Origin of the sequence: Veillonella denticariosi JCM 15641 (assembly GCF_002959855.1) — a bacterium.
Lineage (GTDB): Bacteria > Bacillota > Negativicutes > Veillonellales > Veillonellaceae > Veillonella > Veillonella denticariosi.
Genome location: NZ_PPDB01000007.1, coordinates 288662 through 306038, shown reverse-complemented (window position 1 = coordinate 306038; position 17377 = coordinate 288662). Strand labels below are relative to the sequence as shown.

Below are 17377 nucleotides of genomic sequence, written 5' to 3'. Positions count from 1 at the left end.
ATCCTCTATTTTAATTCAAATTAGACATGATATAATCCATATCCAGATGTTCTTCCACGATATCGGCCAGGCGATTATATGCCGCATCCTTATGTTCAAAATAATGGAATACGACATCCAACGGTTTTAAACCTTTACGTTCACGCAATTGATTGATGATAAAACGTCTGAATTCGTCATTATCGAATATGCCGTGAATATACGTACCCATCACCTGGTGATTTCCATCAATGAAACCGTCCACTATTTGTACGGGCGTTTCACTGCGACTTGTGATAGAAAAACATCTTGTAACGGAATCTTCCAGCGGGGTCGTATCCCCCATATGAATCTCATAGCCTACTAAATCTGATCCCGTATAGGTGCCGTTAAGAAACTGTAAGTTCGATGCGTTAAATTGAACCTGATGGGTTGTTTTTTGATCCTTCATGGTCGTTGTCGATTCAACGAGTCCAAGACCCTCCACTTCATCGATATCACCTTCCATGTGATGCGGGTCAAAAATCGTCTTACCGAGCATTTGATTTCCTCCGCATACACCGATAACAGGTGTGCCGGCAGCCGCCAGCTTCTTAATCTCTTCAGCAAAGCCGGAATCCCGCAGATATGTAAGGTCCGCCAAGGTGTTTTTAGACCCCGGCAATATGATGAGATCCGGTTTACCTATTACGTCTCCCGGTCCTACAAAGCGAACTGAAACATCCGGTTCATAATTGAGCGCATCAAAATCCGTAAAATTGGAAATCTTCGGAGTCTGCATAACTACAACTTGAATATCCTTGCCGCCGCTGTTACGTTTATTCTCTAATGCTACGGAATCTTCTTCATCGATATCAAGATTTTCAATAGCTGGAATAACACCGACTACCTTTTTATCGGTTTTTTCCTCGATAAATGTCAACGCAGGTTCCAATAACTTAATATCTCCCCGGAACTTATTAATTACAATGCCTTTAATTAAATCCCTCTCTTCAGGCTCCAGTAATTCTAATGTACCTACAATTGATGCGATAGCACCACCGCGATCGATATCGGCAATGAGATAAACAGGTGCATTAGTCATCTTTGCAATGCGCATATTGACGATGTCGTTAGCCTTGAGATTAACTTCCGCAGGACTTCCGGCCCCTTCGATGACCATCATATCAAAATTGGAATCCAAAAAATCAATGGATTCCTTAACCTTGTCCAGTGCAGTTAATGAATACTTTGTGTGATATTCCTTAGCGCTATATACACCTACGGGTTTTCCCATGAGAACGACTTGCGACGACTGATTACCTGTAGGTTTTAATAAAACAGGATTCATCTGAACAATCGGATCAATGCCGGCAGCCTCCGCCTGTGCCACCTGAGCACGACCAATTTCATCGCCCCATTTCGTAACATATGAATTGAGGGCCATATTTTGAGCCTTAAAAGGAACTGTTTTATATCCTTTGCGGTAAAAAATTCGACATAAAGCGGTACACAGAATACTTTTACCTACGTTGGAACTGGTTCCTTGAAACATGATTTTCTTAGCCATTTATATGAACCTCCTGAGATTTTAATTCAATGGTTACACCGCTAATCGTCAAATATAACTGGTCTGACGCATCGGCTACCGCGCGATTAACACGCCCCGCAATATCTCTGAAATACCGAGCCAATTTATTATCCGGTACAATACCCAATCCGATTTCATTCGTAACAAATATAACGGTTTTACCTTCCGTTGATTGAATCGACTTCAATAATGTATGTAATTCTGAAAGTATAGATGCTTCTAACTCATTTACATCTTCTTGCCCCGTGATTGATCCGTGTTTTAACATATGATTCGTGGTAAACATGGTCAGACAATCAATGAGCACCACATCGGCAGATGAGGAAATATCATCCCATGATGATGCAAGATGAAGCGGTACTTCATAGTTTCTCCATAACGCCCCTCGTCTCTCCTGATGTTTTTTGATTCGATCCGACATCTCATCATCAAAGGCTTGCCCTGTCGCTACATAGGCCTTTTGCCCTTCGAATGAAAGCGCTAAAGATTCCGCAAATTCACTTTTTCCGCTGCGTGCTCCACCGGAACACAGGATAATTCTGGATTTCATAATGCACCTATACAAGAATTTATAATTTCAGTATCATTATAAGTATAACAAAGGAGCGATACTATGGAAATTATGAATATGAAATTAAAAATGATGGCCACCTTATGGGATAATACCTACCGAGTAGCTATCGACGACGGTCAAGGTAAATACATCGGTACCGTACGCGTGGTGGTAAATGTACCTCTACCACCGGAGGCATTACCAGATAATGCACCTCAAGTAGAACCACAACTGTTGGTCCTCGTGGAGGATTTCGACTTTGGAGCAGACAAGATCATCTGCTTTGAAGCGACATTGTCCGATTTATTACGAGAAAAATTCAGATATGAAATTCCTCATATCTTCTTCTATTACCCAAGCCCTCAAGATGTATTAAATCAAACTATATCTCAATAAGGTCTTCTCAATAAGGTCTATAACGAGCAAAAAGCTATGTATAAACATAGCTTTTTTTATTTATTCAGCTCCGATTTCTTCCTCTACGCGGCACAGGATAAAACAAAGATCCGATAAGCGATTCAAGTATCGCAAATTCGACTCATGAACGCTTTCGCCGCTATCTAATACACGCCATAAAGCGCGTTCTGCACGACGTGCTATCGTTCTCGCAACATGCAAATATGCAGAGGATCGTTTATCCCCGGGAACGACAAAATTAGATAAAGGTTCTAATTTCTCATCAAATTTATCGATCACTTTTTCAAGATGCCTTACCTGTTGGTCCGTTACATCCGGAGCCTTATTGAGACTCGCGATATCCGCCATCAGCGTCCATAATGTACGTTCCAAATCATATAATTCTACTTGAACTCGTGCATTCTCCGCATACGCTCTGGCAAGACCTATAAAGGCCTGTAATTCATCAATTATACCATAAGCTTCCACTCGTAATGATGATTTCGGTACTCTTTCGCCCGTATATAAACCTGTCGTACCGGTATCACCCGTTTTAGTATATACACTACTAGCCATATAAATACCTCCTTATAAATAGAACATGATACGAATGTAAATGAGTTACATGATATGAACCTTAAAATTATTTATATTCCGGAAACCAAAGATGTACTTCACGCGCTGCCGATTCAGGAGAATCTGACGCATGAACCACATTGGAATCCATTGTTAAAGCATAGTCACCACGAATACTACCAGGGGCCGCATCTACAGGATTAGTAGCCCCGTTTAAAGCACGGACAGATACAACTGCATTTTCGCCTGCTAAAACAAATGCAAGAACAGGTCCGGATGTAATAAAGTTGACTAATTCACCAAAGAACGGTTTATCTTTATGCTCCGCATAATGCTCTTCCGCCAGTTCACGAGGCACATGTAGCAATTTTAAAGCCTTAATCACAAGGCCTTTATGTTCATAACGGCTTAGAATTTCACCGCTTAATTGGCGTTTTACACCATCCGGTTTGATTAAAACTAATGTTTCTTGCATGGCTTACCTCCTGTTAATGCTGAATGTATTTAGAGTTTTGTGCTTGTTTTTTTAATTTTTCAATACGTTCCTCCGTACGTGGATGTGTACTGAAAAGATTACTGAAACTTTCACCAATACCGACCATAGGATTGATGATAAACATATGTGCCGTCGCATTGCTTGCATTAGGTAGTGCACCATGTTTAGAGTAGTAATCGATTTTAGCCAGAGCCGATGCCAGTGCCATCGGATTGCGACACATATCACCGCCGCCTTCATCGGCCGCAAATTCACGAGTTCGAGAGATACTCATTTGAATGAGTCCCGCAGCAAGAGGTGCCAGTATAATCATGCCGATGAGAGCTAAAGGATTACTCCCCTGTCCGTCTCGACTGTCTCCGCGCCCCATGAAAGCAGAAAACTGCAACACCTGCGCTATCATTGAAATAGCACCCGCCAACATAGCGGCAATGGTACTGATTAAGGTATCGCGATTCTTAACATGTGTTAATTCATGACCGAGTACGCCTTCAAGTTCATCATCCGTCAATAGCTGTTGAATACCTTGCGTAACAGCAACCGCCGCATTGTTCGGATTTCTGCCGGTAGCAAACGCATTCGGTACCTCGCTGGGAATGATGTAAACCTTCGGCATAGGCAATTGGCCGTTTTTTGCCAATCTCTCGACCATACCGTACAATTTTGGATTTGATTCCGCTGTTACAGGCTGTGCATGATATTGGGCAAGAACGATTTTGTCACTATACCAATAAGACATGAAATTCATCCCCATTGATATGACGAACATCAATAGCATGCCGTTTCTTCCGCCGATCATATCGCCTGCAGCCATTAAAATAGCTGTTAACAGCGCTAATAAAAGAGTTGTTTTTATATTGTTCATAGTTTCCTCCGATTATAGTGTTGTGGCTATGCTACAACACTATATATTATACCATAAACTATATAATTCTTGCTCCTTTTGTATCAGCTTCCAGACAATATATTTTATTTTCAACGCCATGAGATGTGAATACCTCTCCCATAGCTTTTGCGACGTTTTCAACATGACATTTATCGGTATAAGCAATCAATGTAGAGCCGGATCCGCTAATGGTTGCACCATAGGCTCCTTCCGTTTTAGCGGCCATAAATACATCATCGCAATGAGGAATTAAGGCTTTTCGATATGGTACATGCAAATTATCTTCCAAAGCTATAGACAGATTATCTAACTGATGTGTAATAAGACTCGTTACAAACAGTGATGCATGGCTCACGTTTTGAACCGCCTCTTTAAAAGGAATATGATTAGGCAATACGGACCTGGCATATTCCGTAGAAACCAATACCTCCGGTACAATTACGGCAAAGTGCAGTTCCTCCGGAACGGGAATTACCGTATTTAATACTTTTGTTTTTAAGCCGGTTGCACAACATAAGTTTCCGTAAATCGCCGGTGCCACATTATCAGGATGACCTTCCATGCGATTGGCGATTACCAGAAGTTCTTCTTTAGTCAACGGATTTTTAACGAGGGTATTCGCCAATAACAAACCGCCCACAATAGCGGTGCTGCTACTACCTAAACCACGCGAAGGAGGAATTAATGTTTCTGAAGTAATATGACCGTAACGTATCGGTTCCTGAACCGTTGCAAAGACCTGGTCCATGGCAAATCCGATGAGATTTTTCTTAGGATCCTCCATGCGGAGGATGTCGGCACCAAACCCTTCAAATGTATACGTGTACTCCGTGGCATCCTCAAGGGGTCTAAAAGTAAAGATATTATATAAATTTAAAGCCAATCCCAGGCAATCGAAACCGGGACCGCAATTAGCACTGGTAGCCGGAACTTGAACGCGTATGGTTTCCATATCCATTAATCTTCCATAATACGAATAACACTATTGACTGATTGAACAGAACGCAAGCTGTTAAAAGAGTCTATAAGATTTAAAATGTACGAACGAGGGCATTTAGACGTAACGATAGCAAGCACTGCCATTTCAGGATCCATATTGCGCTGCACAATAGATAGGACGGAAATCTTTTGTTCCGCTAGTTTAGCGGAAATTTTAGCTAAGACACCCGTTTTATTATCTACAGCTAGTCGTATATAGTAACTGGATTGAATTTTACCGGGTGCGTAAATATTCTTTTGATCATAATAGAATGATTTCAATTGACCGGTAGATCCGTTGGAAATATTTTTCGCAATCTCCATAATATCGCTTACTACGGAACTGCCCGTTGGCAAGCTGCCCGCGCCGCGACCATAGAACATGGCGTCATCGATTCCGTTGCCTTTCACATAAATCGCATTATAAGAACCGCGCACGGAGGCCAACGGATGAGTAACCGGTACAAATGCGGGATAAACATTAAGTGATAACCCTTTATTAGATTCCTTCGCAATGCCTAGTAATTTGATGTTATAGCCGAATTCTTTGCCGAATGCAATGTCTTCCGTATCGATTTTTGTAATCCCTTCAACGGATACATCGTCAAAAAAAATACGGCGATTAAAGCTGATGGATGCCAAAATTGCCAATTTACGAGCCGCATCGAGCCCCTCCACGTCAGCCGTCGGATCCGCCTCAGCATAACCCAATTCTTGAGCTTCTTTTAGTACATCTTGATAGCTCAAACCTTCATCGGTCATCTTAGATAAAATAAAATTTGTCGTGCCGTTCATAATACCGATGAGTTCCGTAATATGATTGCCACCCAAAGATTCATATAATGTGCGAATAATAGGAATACCGCCTAATACAGAGGCTTCAAAGCGCAAATCCACCCCATTTTTACTTGCCAGTTCCAATAAATATGGACCCGATTCAGCTAATAAATCCTTATTAGCCGTAACGACGTTTTTCTTCGCTTTAAGAGCCTCCTCTACACAATCCTTGGCAAAGGTTGTGCCCCCCATTAACTCCACAACGATTTGAATCGAATCATCTTCTATGATATCTTTTATATCGGTCACATATTTAGTTGCTACAGGCAAAGTAATATTGCTGTATTTATCAGGATTGCGCACAAAAATTTTTGCGATATCAATATCAACACTGGTACGATCTTTAATGATTGCTGCATTAGTCTGCAATAAATTAAATGTCCCTTGCGCGACCGTACCGAAGCCTAATAAAGCGATTTTAACAGTGGTCATAATAATTCTATCCTCAAAATGCGGACTAAGCCTGTCCTAAAATCTCTACCTTAATAATGCCCTTCATAGAGCGGATTTCATGCAGTAAATCCTCGAGGGAACCTTGTAAATTCTTTGTCTCAAAAGAGATACTGCTGTTGGCAATCCCCTGTAGCGGAATATCTTGATTGATCGTTAAAATACTGCCGTTTCGATCGGCGATTGCTTTCAATACACTGGATAACATACCCGATTCGTTCGACATAGATACGGTTATGCTTACAATCTTACCTTGAGCGATTTCAAAAAACGGGAATACATAATCCTTGTATTTATAATATGCAGAACGACTCAAATCCATTCTTTCAACGGCTTCGTTAATCGTTTTAACCTCACCTAATTTTAGGATTTCCTTTACCTTAATGGTTTTTTTGATCGCTTCCGGTAAAATATCTTCTTGCACAAGATAAAACTTATCTTTTTTTGGTTTAGACATACAATACACTCCCTTACTGTTCATGTGATGTTTCCTGAGCCACAAATTGTCGCCCATATAATGTTAACACCGCATACATTCCAATAAAAAACGGTAAATACTCCGCTACAACGCGCCATGCAACAGCCACAATACCAACTGTTCCGGCCGGCACGAATGAACCGAATAGCACTACGAACAATCCTTCTGCGATTCCTGTTCCCCCAGGTGTCGGTGCAAAATATAAAATGAGATTTAATAGAATCATTCGATCCAACACATCGATGATATGAATATCCGATGTAAAAGCATACATTAAGGCCGGTGCAATACAATATAAACAAAGCAGGCTCAAGCCGGATTCAAAAAAGACGACAATAGACTGTCCCGGTTTCTTATATAATAACCCCAGTCCCTGATTTAAAGTTTCAAGTTTCGATAACCAGTCTTTAGTTTTATCTTCCTTAAAATACTTAGCTAAACGATATACAAATTGTCGCATATATTTAGTTTGTAATATATAGGTTCCTAATAAGGTCGCTATTACCGCCACAACAGCAAATACAAGCAACATATTTCGTGAAATATATGGTATTTCAATGGCGTCGTGAAGAAAAACGAACGGTAACATGACTACGAGAAACATAATTGAGAATACCGTACGTATCAATACGATAGGTGTTCCCTTTCCCAACGGTACACCATAACTTTTAAGGACCAAAACCTGAGCTACGGCCCCTCCGCTGGCCCCCGGCGTCAACATTGCCATAAAATAATTACTGAATATAACGCGAAGTACAGCTTGAATCGACAGCTTATAACCACCTATTTTTACGAGCCTCTGCAACCGTAATCCATCAAAGTACATTCCCAATGTTAAAGCCAGAAGTGCTAACAACAACGAAACTGCGTTAAAGCTCCTTATCGTTTTAATTGCTTCCAGATCGATGGTGTAATATATGATCCCTGCAGATACGCTGATGAGTAAGAGAAGCATCAGAATGCCTCTCTTCATCATCTTACTCATGCCAAATCTCCGTAATTAATCAACTCAATCTTATGCTGATTAATATATAAACGCGTATGATGCGAACAAACTGCTTTCAATTCATCCTCCCAGTGATATCCCCAGTCATAACGGCTGCTGAGGACTCTATCATCATTGCCCGGATGTATCATCAACTCATGGGTACCGCTACGGTGACTTACCTCTTTCAAAATTCCCATTAAGGTCTTTTGATTGATATGACCGCCATTTATCATGCCCCAGAAAAATTGGGTGCTTATAATATTATTACTTCTGATAAAGGAACGTGCATTATCCGCTACCGATGAAAGCCCCACTTTGCCGAGAAAGCGAACCGGATTGTACGAATAATTGATAAATCCGCTCATCTCCTGAGGAATGCGAATCGCCTTTATACCATACTGTTTCGCCTGTTCCACCACAAGTGGTAACATGCTAGGAAGAATGTGCATATGTTGATGCCCGTCAATATGCGTTATATTAAGGCCGGCATTCATAATTATGGATACTTGACTCTGTATTTCCTTACGCAATTCATCAAAATTAATTTTACCCGTATAAAGTCTTTTTATAAACTCCACATAGGTATTGGGAAATCTTCCCTGTTCCGTCAATAGTGACGGTACCTCAGATGGATCACATACCGGTTTGAGACCTCCAACCAAGGCGATATGAATACCGATGCCCAACTTTGGGTTTTCTTTAGCCATGCTTATGGCTTCTGTAAAAGCTTCGCCTCCTGCTAATAAGGAGGTACTCGTAATAATACCTGTACGATGACCGTCAATAATCCCTCTGTTTACAGAACTATGAAGGCCAAAATCATCAGCATTTACAATAAGTTTGGACATAATCATCTTCCTTTTCATTTAAAAAAGGGAGAACTTTGTTCTCCCACAAAGGATATATGTTATTGTACCAAATACAGGTATCAAAAATCAATACAAAAGTCCTCTGCTTGTATACTAGCAGAGGACTTTTAAAATCTTATTTGATAAGCTGTTCCTGCACCTTATACATGCAAAGTGCCGCAGCTATCGATACGTTGAGAGATTCTATATCTCCGTACATAGGAATAGAAATACGGTAATCAGAGAAATCTAATATCTCCTTTGATACACCATTACCTTCATTACCGAATATTAATAAACTGCGCGAAGCATACCGGATATCTTGATATGGTACTGAATTCTCCAAGGCTGTTACATAAGTTGTTATTCTCTGTTCTCTGATTACATCATAAAATTCCGATAATGATACATCCTCATATAAAGGAATCTTATGTAGTGCACTCATTGTGCTGCGCACGGTCTTATTATTAAACGGATCCACGGTTCCTTTCAACGAGAATATTCCTTTCACGCCTGCCGCTACGGCCGTACGTATAATGGTCCCCAAGTTACCCGGATCCTGTACCCCGTCCAACGCTACATATAAACCGTCCGTTATGCGCAAATCATCAATAAAATATTTAGGTTTATTTGCTATAGCCATCACACCTTGACCATGAACGGAGTTTTCCAACTTGTCGAACAAAGGGTCCTGAACGATATATGTCGGTACAGATTGTATATCTGATACACTTAATAACTCCTGAATAGTGTGTTCCTTCATTTTCGATTCTCGTATAACGATAACTTTAATAGCACCCATTTTCGCCACATCACGAATCGATCGAATACCTTCTAGGACATATTCATCATATTTCTGACGATATTTTCGATTACTTAAGGCAACCATGCGCTTAATCGTCTTATTGTCTTTTGATTGAATATACTCCATACTATCTCCCGTCACGTTGTTGTCGCCATAAATTATAAAATGCGCCCTTATTCTTTATAAGTTCATCAAAAGAACCGATTTCCTTCATTTTACCATATTCCAAATATACGATTATATTTGCATCCTCAACCGTGGATAATCTATGAGCCACGCTGAGAATGGTTTTACTGCCCCGTATACGCTCGATGCTGGCTTGGATCGCTTTTTCCGTATGACTGTCGATATTTGCGGTTGCTTCATCCAATAATAATATCGATTTTTTGCTCAATAATGTACGGCCGAAAGCAAGTAATTGTTTCTGTCCGTCCGACAATAGAGAACCCAAATAGCCTACAGATGTTTTATAACCGTCCGGCAACTGTTGAATCATGCCGTCCAAATTCACCTGACGGGCCGCTTCCACCATATCCTCATCGGGAATAGAGGTATCGAATAACTTCAGATTATCCTCTATAGTTCCTTTAAATAAATAGGCCTGTTGAAAAACATAACCCATAATATTTCGTAGTAAGGAACTGTCATAATCCGCAATATTGATATCATTTATATAAATTGCACCCCTGGTTGGTTTATGAATGCCCATCAATAGTGAAAGTAATGTGGTCTTGCCGCTGCCCGACGGACCGACAATACCTATAAATTCACCGGCATTAACGGATAATGTAAAGTCTTCCAAGACATATTCATCATTATCGAGATAAGAAAACCAAACATGGTCAAATCGAATGCTGCGAATCACTTTAAATTCATCGGGAACAGATGTAATCAACTGTCTATCTTCTTCCTCCAGCAAAGGAACTAACCGTTCCGCACCGGCCAAAGCGCTCTGCAGTGAATTGTATTTATCGGCGATTTCTTTCATAGGCTGAAAGAAGCGATCCATATATTGGATGAACGCGAAAACTGTACCTGCATCAGCAACGGAGTCGACCAAATTTGTCGTCGTAAATATAACGATAAGGGCAACGAAAAACAGACCATCCACAAGAGGCCTGAAGATAGAAAACGTGGTAACCTCGAAAATACCGGCCGCTAAAAATCTTTTGTTTACCTCGTCATAACGATCCTCTATATTGCGTTCACCACGATAGGTTTTTACGATAACAATATAATTTAACAGTTCTTTAATACTCGCATTGGATGCGGCCACAGAAGTACGCACCTGGCGGAACGCCTTGCGGGAGAACTTCTGGTACATCCATATTATACCTCCCATAATAGGCACAAGTATTGTCATGATAATGGCTAAAGGAATATTGATGAGATACATAAAGCCTAAAATACCGATAATCATGAGAGAACTGCTTAAAAGACTTAGAATAACTTCTGTATATAGAGTTCGTAATGATTCTACATCATTAGTAATACGCGTCACCCAGTTACCTATAGGTAGTTTATAAAAATCTTTATGTGATTTATTGAGTATTTTCCGGAAGATAATCCCCCGTATATGGTAAATAATCTTTTGACCGAATGATTTTAAGAAATAGTTTTCTACAAATATACATATAATACTGCCCAAAATCGTTATGGCATACAGGACAGCATAATATTGAATTACATGTATATCATTTGTAGCAAAACCAAGATCGATGACCTGCTTGGACAAGTAAGGCCGCAACAATAATAAGATAAGATTTCCTAACAAAGCAAATGCGGCTATCATCAATATCCCCATATATGGACGTATATAAGCACTTAAATGTTTAAATAAAGCCCAATCATTCCGGACATTACGCTTCTTCATGTGCTGCCCCTCTCTGTGCCATATATAATGTATAATACAAGCCCTTATTATTTAATAGTTCTTGATGATTTCCGGATTCTACGATACGTCCTTCATCAAAGACGAGAATGCTGTCAGCCTTTTCTATTACCTCCAGGCGTTGAGAAATACAAAGTATGGTTTGTTCATGGGAGGAACGCAGTGTATCGAGAATCGTATGAACCGTAATCGCATCTAATGCGGAAAAGCAGTCATCTAATAACAAGTAAGGAGCATTTTTATAAAATCCGCGCGCCAAATTGATGCGCTGTTGTTGTCCGCCGGACAGATCGCGCCCTTCTTCCCCTAAGACATGTAGATCATCGTGCAGATAATCACCTAAATCTCTATACAAATCCGCTTTTTTAGCGGCTTCCTCCAAAGATATGTGATGAATGGAACTTTGGCCGAAGGTGATATTGTCTGCGATTGTAGAACTCAATAGATAGGATTGTGTAGGCACATAGGCAACGGAATTACGCAATACGGCTAAAGGAATATCTGTAATATCACGATTGCCGAAATAAATTGATTTTTGAGGACTTTTCTGCAAGCCGATCAACAATTTGAATAGTGTACTTTTACCGGAGCCCGGTTTTCCTACAATGCCTATAAAAGAGCCCCTCGGTATCGTTGTCGTCACCTGCGATAATGCCTGAGCCTTTGCGTTATCATAGGTAAAATTTAAAAATCTGACATGAATATCCTCTAACGTTAATATGGAATCGGTATCCTTGATATTTTCCGGCGGTAATTTCATAAAATCCATGATGCGGTCTAACGATGCCAACCCCTTTTGTATGATGGATATGAGTGAACCGACACTGATTAAAGGGCCTATAATGAGCATGATAAAAGAATTAATGGTAACAAACTCACCGATGCTCATACGCCCCTCCACAGCGAGACGCCCACATACAAAGATGCTGATACTGATACAGATAAACGGTGCAATCCGTGTGAGCGGTGTCAAAACAGAATCATATAAAGCGACATCCATATTCTTGTTATAATTTAGCCGATTGATATTATCAAACAACTTTTCAATGACCGATTCACGGTTGAAAGCTCGCATCACATCCATGCCCTGAAACAGTTCCTGTCCAAATTCAGTCATATCACTATACGTCGTTTGTGCACTTCTCTGTTTAACCCTCAACTTACGTCCTAACAGAAAGATTGCAATCAGGGTAAATAATACAGGCGTCATGATTTGAGCCGCCAAGAGAATGTCGATTTTTTTGATTAATACTACGGAGCCCACAATGGAATAAAATACGATATCCACAACGATCATCACGCCCAACCCTAGAGCAACGCGCAACGATGTCACATCATTGGTCATCAGCGCCATCACCTTGCCGGGTCCGTTCATTTCGTAATAAGTCGTCTCGATCTGCAGCGCCTTCTTACAAAGCTTCTGACGAAACTGATACTCCATCCTCCGAATGGATCCTAGTAAAGTGCGACGGGAGATAACTTTCAAAATAGTTATAATAATTAATAGTGCCACAAAATACAAAATATAACGAACAAGGCCCTCCTTGTTATGACTCAATGTATCGATAGCATTTCCGATAAATTGAGGGACCAATAAAAAAGCCACATCAATTGCCATCAACAGTATGATGCCTATTGCATAAATCCAACCTTCACGGCGGAAAAAATCTTTAAAAAAATCTACAGATTTCATAATTCCTCTCAATTATATTTAACATAGTCTATATGTATCATAGTATGTTTGCTATATAAATACTACTATTTTTTTCATTATATTATCAATACAATATCTTTTCTGAAAGTATATCGAATTTTTTGATTTACTTATAGATGTGTAAATGATATACTATGCATAGATACAAGACGTATCCTTAATTTACTTAACATTGAAACTCTTAGGAGGAATACAACATGGAAAAACGTACTGGTGTAGTTACATTTGCAGGTGGCCCTATCACATTAGTTGGCCCAGAAATTAAAGTAGGTCAACAAGCTCCAGACTTCACTGTATTGAGCAATGACTTGCAACCTAAAACTTTAAAAGACTTCGAAGGTAAAGTAAAAGTTATCTCCGTTGTTCCTTCCCTTGATACAGGTGTTTGTGATGCTCAGACACGTTGGTTCAACCAAGATGCAACAGCACTTTCCGAAGATGTAGTCGTATTGACAATTTCTATGGACTTACCATTCGCTCAAAAACGTTGGTGTGGTGCTGCCGGTGTTGATAAAGTTGTTACTTTGTCTGACCACAAAGATGCTTCCTTCGGTGAAAACTATGGTTTCTTGATTGAAGAGCTTCGTCTTTTAACTCGTGGTGTTGTAGTAATCAACAAAGATAACAAAGTAACTTATGTTGAATATGTACCTGAAGTAACTCAAGCAGTTAACTTCGATGCTGCATTAGAAGCAATTAAAGCTGATATCTAGTCCGTAGATATTCATTTGATTATACGATTGTGTAATCATAAAAAGACCGTACGGTGTACGGTCTTTTTTATGTGGTTAGTATTTGTATTGTAGGTGATTATTATATGTGGATTCGTATTTCTAAACTATTATTAACGATAAAAAATATAACCCTTGTAGGCGTTGGTATTGCACTTTGTATTGCACTTATTAATACATTGATTAGTCTTGTCTATGTTACGTGGGCAAATATTCAAGGTTATAGTACATACTCTTTATTAATTGAAGAACTAATTACCTTCTTTCTATACTTTGAGTTTATTGCACTCATCGTCAAATACTTTAAAAATAACTTCCACTTTCCGCTTAACTTCTTTTTATACATTGGCATAACTGCAATTGTAAGACTTCTAATTATCAATCATGAATCATCATTTGATAATTTGATTTGGTCTGTCGCAATTTTTGTACTTGTATGTAGTTTAGTACTAGTAGAAAAGTTTATTGGACATAATGAATAACCATAGAATTAATTATCTTCTATATCTCTAAATAGAAAATGGCCTCTACTACGGTAGAGGCCATTTTTATGGGTAATTTAATTAATTAGAAGATATTTTTGCTGTAGTTAGCGTACTTAGCTTCTAATTCTTCCATTTTATCATTCATTTCAATTTGTAATTGAGATGCTAGATCATATTCACCATCATTAAGTGCATCAATTAAACGAGTGAATAAGGATTTACGATCGTCACTATCTTTAGCAAGGTAGAAACGTAAATCATTAACTTCTGCAAAGCGTTTATCATCTACACTATTTCGGCTGTCAGTATGAATTGCAACCATACTACGAACTGTATCTAAATTATTTGGAATTAAACGATTAGCCAAGACTAGTTTCCAACGTTTAAGAATTGAGGCAATAAAGGAATCCATTAAATCTTTAGCAAATGCATTGCCTTGAGCCAATGTTTCTACTAATTCAGGATTATTTTGATAACCCTTTATATTTTCCCATACAGTAGCTGGAGCAACACCAAACATTTGATTACGTTCTTCTTGTGTAAAATCATCAAATACATCTTTTTCAGTACGGTATGCACGATTTGTAGCAAGATAATCAGATGTTTCACCTACTTCTTTGGAAAGCTCTGTTTCCAATTGAGCTTGTGTTTTACCAGATGTAATAGCATATTTCATACCATCAAATGCAGAAATAAAGATTAATGCTAAAGCAGTATATGTATTAGTGTAAGGATTTGGAGAACGCAATTCATAACGTGTTGCCATAGGATTATCGATATCTCGAATTAAACCGCAAAGGATTGTACGGTTACGGCTAGGTTCAGATGGATCAGTACCTAAAGATGTAACAATACATACTGGCGCTTCAAACCCAGGTTTTAAACGATTTAAAGAATCTGTTGTAGAGCTAATGAATGGATTAATGGCTTCATAGTGTTTTAAAAGCCCCATAATTGCACCAATTCCTAAAGAGCTAGCAGATTCTTTACGCATATCTTCTGGGCTAAATAAGTTAACAACTTTACCAGATTTTAATTTAGCCATAACACCAAAATGAGTATGTTCACCAGAACCAGCTACACCAATTATTGGTTTTGCATTAAATGTTACATCAAGGCCATTTTCACGGAATACTTCACGAACAATGATACGAGCTTGTAGTTCATTATCTGCTGTTTGTAATGGATTATTTGAGAATTTCCAGTCGATTTCTAATTGTTCTAATACAACTGCTTCATGACCATCTTCATCAAGTTTAGCTTTAACGCCACCTACTTCTTTATGACCCATTTCAGCAACCATACCATATCGATCAAGACGTTCAACAGCTTGTTCTAATGCAGTACGAACTGTACCATGAGTACGTTGCCAGTATTGTTCTTGTAATTTTTGGGATACGGATAATTCTTTTTTTGTAACTGTTCTAGATGGAGTTTTTACCCAGAATTCTAGTTCTGTTGCAGATGTGAAAATGATATCTACAACTTCATCAGCTTTCACATGCGGCATACTAGGTAAGCCATGTTCTTTAATCAAAGCCAATAATTCAGCACGCACATAGTCGCAGCTGCGTTTTAAAATAGAACGAGAATCTACATAGCGATAGTTATGCATCAAGAATGCAGGAATACGAAGTGTACCAGTTGGTAAGCCTGTGACAGGATCAATATTTTCGTAGTTGTAATCAACAAACCAGTTCACACTTGGATCGCCCCACATATCTACACGAGCATTATTTAATGTAGCAATATTTGTAAGTACTACAGAGGAACCATCTGTTTGAACAGCACGACCTTCAAAGAAAGATTCGTAGTCATCGAAGAATGCTGACATAGGAATCTTTTCATCAGTATCATTACCTGCTAAGTCAATACCTACAAGAGATACGAACTTGATTTCAGGATGTTGTTCTAATAATGCAAGAACGCCTTCTTTCCCATATTGACCCGCTGGAATGTAATATAATAATTCATTAGTTGTCGACATATTTGTTCCTCCTAAAAGAAAAAGACTCCAACAAATAAATATATAAATCTATATATCTAAAGTGGAGTCCTCGTTGACCAATTATTTTATTGAATTCATATTATCATATGTTGAAAATATATGTCAATAACTTTCTATAGAATTTCATTATTTTCTTAAAGTTACATCTAACACACTCATTACTATCAACTCTAATCAATAACTGTATATAGAATAGCCGTTGATATCACTATATATTATCCAAGTAATTCTTTAACAATATTATTGACAACCTTACCATCTGCACGCCCTTTTGTTTTTGGCATTACATGTTTCATAACATTGCCCATATTTACATTATCACCACATGCAGCAATGGCTTCTTGTACAATTGTACGGATTTCATCTTCTTTCAATTGCTCTGGTAAGTATTTTTGCAATACAGCCATTTCTTCTTTTACATGACTAATTAAGTCTTCACGACCTGCTTTTTCAAATTCTGTTAAGGAATCTTGACGAGTTTTCATTTCCTTCGCCAAAATGCCGAGAACACCGGCATCATCAAGTTCTACCTTATCATTGATCTCCGTATTTTTAATAGCGCTATTTACCATGCGGATAACAGATAATGCTGTCTTTCCTTCTTCACGAGCCTTCATTGCGGCTTTCATATCTTCTTTTAATTGATCCTTTAAGCTCATCATAGCCTCCTTTTAAAATAATAGAATGCTCTATCGTACATACTGACCT

Annotated in this window: 18 protein-coding genes; 3 read left to right on the top strand and 15 right to left on the bottom strand. The window is 38.9% G+C overall.

From position 1 onward, the window contains the following. Window positions 1-10: 10 nt before the first annotated feature. Together VEHSUH05_RS06955 and cobU are read right to left on the bottom strand one after the other, a co-directional pair. Window positions 11-1528 (bottom strand): cobyric acid synthase, encoded by a 1518-nt coding sequence (locus VEHSUH05_RS06955; protein ID WP_105091146.1) that lies wholly within the window; start codon window positions 1526-1528, stop codon window positions 11-13. Further along, on the bottom strand, window positions 1521-2099 hold the full coding sequence (gene cobU, locus VEHSUH05_RS06950; RefSeq protein ID WP_038114988.1) for a bifunctional adenosylcobinamide kinase/adenosylcobinamide-phosphate guanylyltransferase: 579 nt from the start codon (window positions 2097-2099) through the stop codon (window positions 1521-1523). The genes VEHSUH05_RS06955 and cobU overlap by 8 nt, the downstream gene beginning before the upstream one ends. Before the next feature lie 63 nt (window positions 2100-2162). On the opposite strand from cobU, the gene VEHSUH05_RS06945 reads away from it, so the two are divergent. Then, window positions 2163-2498 carry a hypothetical protein gene (locus VEHSUH05_RS06945; protein WP_054673348.1) on the top strand — a complete coding sequence of 112 codons (336 nt, stop codon included), beginning with the start codon at window positions 2163-2165 and terminating at the stop codon, window positions 2496-2498. 60 nt (window positions 2499-2558) lie between these two features. On the opposite strand, the gene VEHSUH05_RS06940 is transcribed toward VEHSUH05_RS06945, so the two are convergent. From VEHSUH05_RS06940 to VEHSUH05_RS06890, 11 genes are all read right to left on the bottom strand, one after another. Continuing rightward, the gene (locus VEHSUH05_RS06940; protein WP_038114983.1) at window positions 2559-3074 is read right to left on the bottom strand and encodes a cob(I)yrinic acid a,c-diamide adenosyltransferase; all 516 of its coding nucleotides are present in this window, start codon (window positions 3072-3074) and stop codon (window positions 2559-2561) included. 67 nt (window positions 3075-3141) lie between these two features. After that, window positions 3142-3549 carry a nucleoside-diphosphate kinase gene (ndk, locus tag VEHSUH05_RS06935; RefSeq protein WP_105091145.1) on the bottom strand — a complete coding sequence of 136 codons (408 nt, stop codon included), beginning with the start codon at window positions 3547-3549 and terminating at the stop codon, window positions 3142-3144. 13 nt (window positions 3550-3562) lie between these two features. Beyond that, entirely contained in the window at window positions 3563-4435 is an 873-nt protein-coding gene (gene htpX, locus VEHSUH05_RS06930) for a zinc metalloprotease HtpX (RefSeq protein ID WP_038114980.1), read from the bottom strand. A 58-nt stretch (window positions 4436-4493) separates the two neighbouring features. Further along, window positions 4494-5408 (bottom strand): homoserine kinase, encoded by a 915-nt coding sequence (gene thrB, locus VEHSUH05_RS06925; RefSeq protein WP_105091395.1) that lies wholly within the window; start codon window positions 5406-5408, stop codon window positions 4494-4496. A 5-nt stretch (window positions 5409-5413) separates the two neighbouring features. Further along, on the bottom strand, window positions 5414-6703 hold the full coding sequence (locus VEHSUH05_RS06920; RefSeq protein WP_105091144.1) for a homoserine dehydrogenase: 1290 nt from the start codon (window positions 6701-6703) through the stop codon (window positions 5414-5416). Window positions 6704-6728: 25 nt separating this feature from the next. Beyond that, complete coding sequence (locus tag VEHSUH05_RS06915) at window positions 6729-7178, bottom strand: ACT domain-containing protein (protein ID WP_038114976.1); 450 nt, start codon at window positions 7176-7178, stop codon at window positions 6729-6731. 13 nt (window positions 7179-7191) lie between these two features. Continuing rightward, on the bottom strand, window positions 7192-8184 hold the full coding sequence (locus VEHSUH05_RS06910) for a lysylphosphatidylglycerol synthase transmembrane domain-containing protein (RefSeq protein ID WP_105091143.1): 993 nt from the start codon (window positions 8182-8184) through the stop codon (window positions 7192-7194). Continuing rightward, window positions 8181-9035 carry a ChbG/HpnK family deacetylase gene (locus VEHSUH05_RS06905; protein ID WP_105091142.1) on the bottom strand — a complete coding sequence of 285 codons (855 nt, stop codon included), beginning with the start codon at window positions 9033-9035 and terminating at the stop codon, window positions 8181-8183. The genes VEHSUH05_RS06910 and VEHSUH05_RS06905 overlap by 4 nt, the downstream gene beginning before the upstream one ends. A 136-nt stretch (window positions 9036-9171) precedes the next feature. Further along, window positions 9172-9966 (bottom strand): TrmH family RNA methyltransferase, encoded by a 795-nt coding sequence (locus tag VEHSUH05_RS06900; RefSeq protein ID WP_105091141.1) that lies wholly within the window; start codon window positions 9964-9966, stop codon window positions 9172-9174. A 1-nt stretch (window position 9967) separates the two neighbouring features. Further along, a complete protein-coding gene (locus tag VEHSUH05_RS06895) occupies window positions 9968-11713 on the bottom strand; it encodes an ABC transporter ATP-binding protein (RefSeq protein WP_105091140.1) in 1746 nt (581 codons plus the stop codon). Then, window positions 11700-13424, bottom strand: coding sequence for an ABC transporter ATP-binding protein (locus tag VEHSUH05_RS06890; RefSeq protein ID WP_105091139.1), 1725 nt, complete (start codon window positions 13422-13424; stop codon window positions 11700-11702). The genes VEHSUH05_RS06895 and VEHSUH05_RS06890 overlap by 14 nt, the downstream gene beginning before the upstream one ends. A 218-nt stretch (window positions 13425-13642) precedes the next feature. On the opposite strand from VEHSUH05_RS06890, the gene tpx reads away from it, so the two are divergent. Together tpx and VEHSUH05_RS06880 are read left to right on the top strand one after the other, a co-directional pair. Further along, the gene (gene tpx / locus VEHSUH05_RS06885; protein ID WP_054673337.1) at window positions 13643-14158 is read left to right on the top strand and encodes a thiol peroxidase; all 516 of its coding nucleotides are present in this window, start codon (window positions 13643-13645) and stop codon (window positions 14156-14158) included. Window positions 14159-14262: 104 nt separating this feature from the next. Continuing rightward, window positions 14263-14658 carry a phosphate-starvation-inducible protein PsiE gene (locus VEHSUH05_RS06880; protein WP_054673333.1) on the top strand — a complete coding sequence of 132 codons (396 nt, stop codon included), beginning with the start codon at window positions 14263-14265 and terminating at the stop codon, window positions 14656-14658. Window positions 14659-14743: 85 nt separating this feature from the next. On the opposite strand, the gene VEHSUH05_RS06875 is transcribed toward VEHSUH05_RS06880, so the two are convergent. Next, window positions 14744-16648 carry a type I glutamate--ammonia ligase gene (locus VEHSUH05_RS06875; RefSeq protein WP_038114967.1) on the bottom strand — a complete coding sequence of 635 codons (1905 nt, stop codon included), beginning with the start codon at window positions 16646-16648 and terminating at the stop codon, window positions 14744-14746. Between the two features lie 236 nt (window positions 16649-16884). Further along, entirely contained in the window at window positions 16885-17328 is a 444-nt protein-coding gene (locus VEHSUH05_RS06870; protein ID WP_054673328.1) for a GatB/YqeY domain-containing protein, read from the bottom strand. Window positions 17329-17377: the final 49 nt, after the last annotated feature.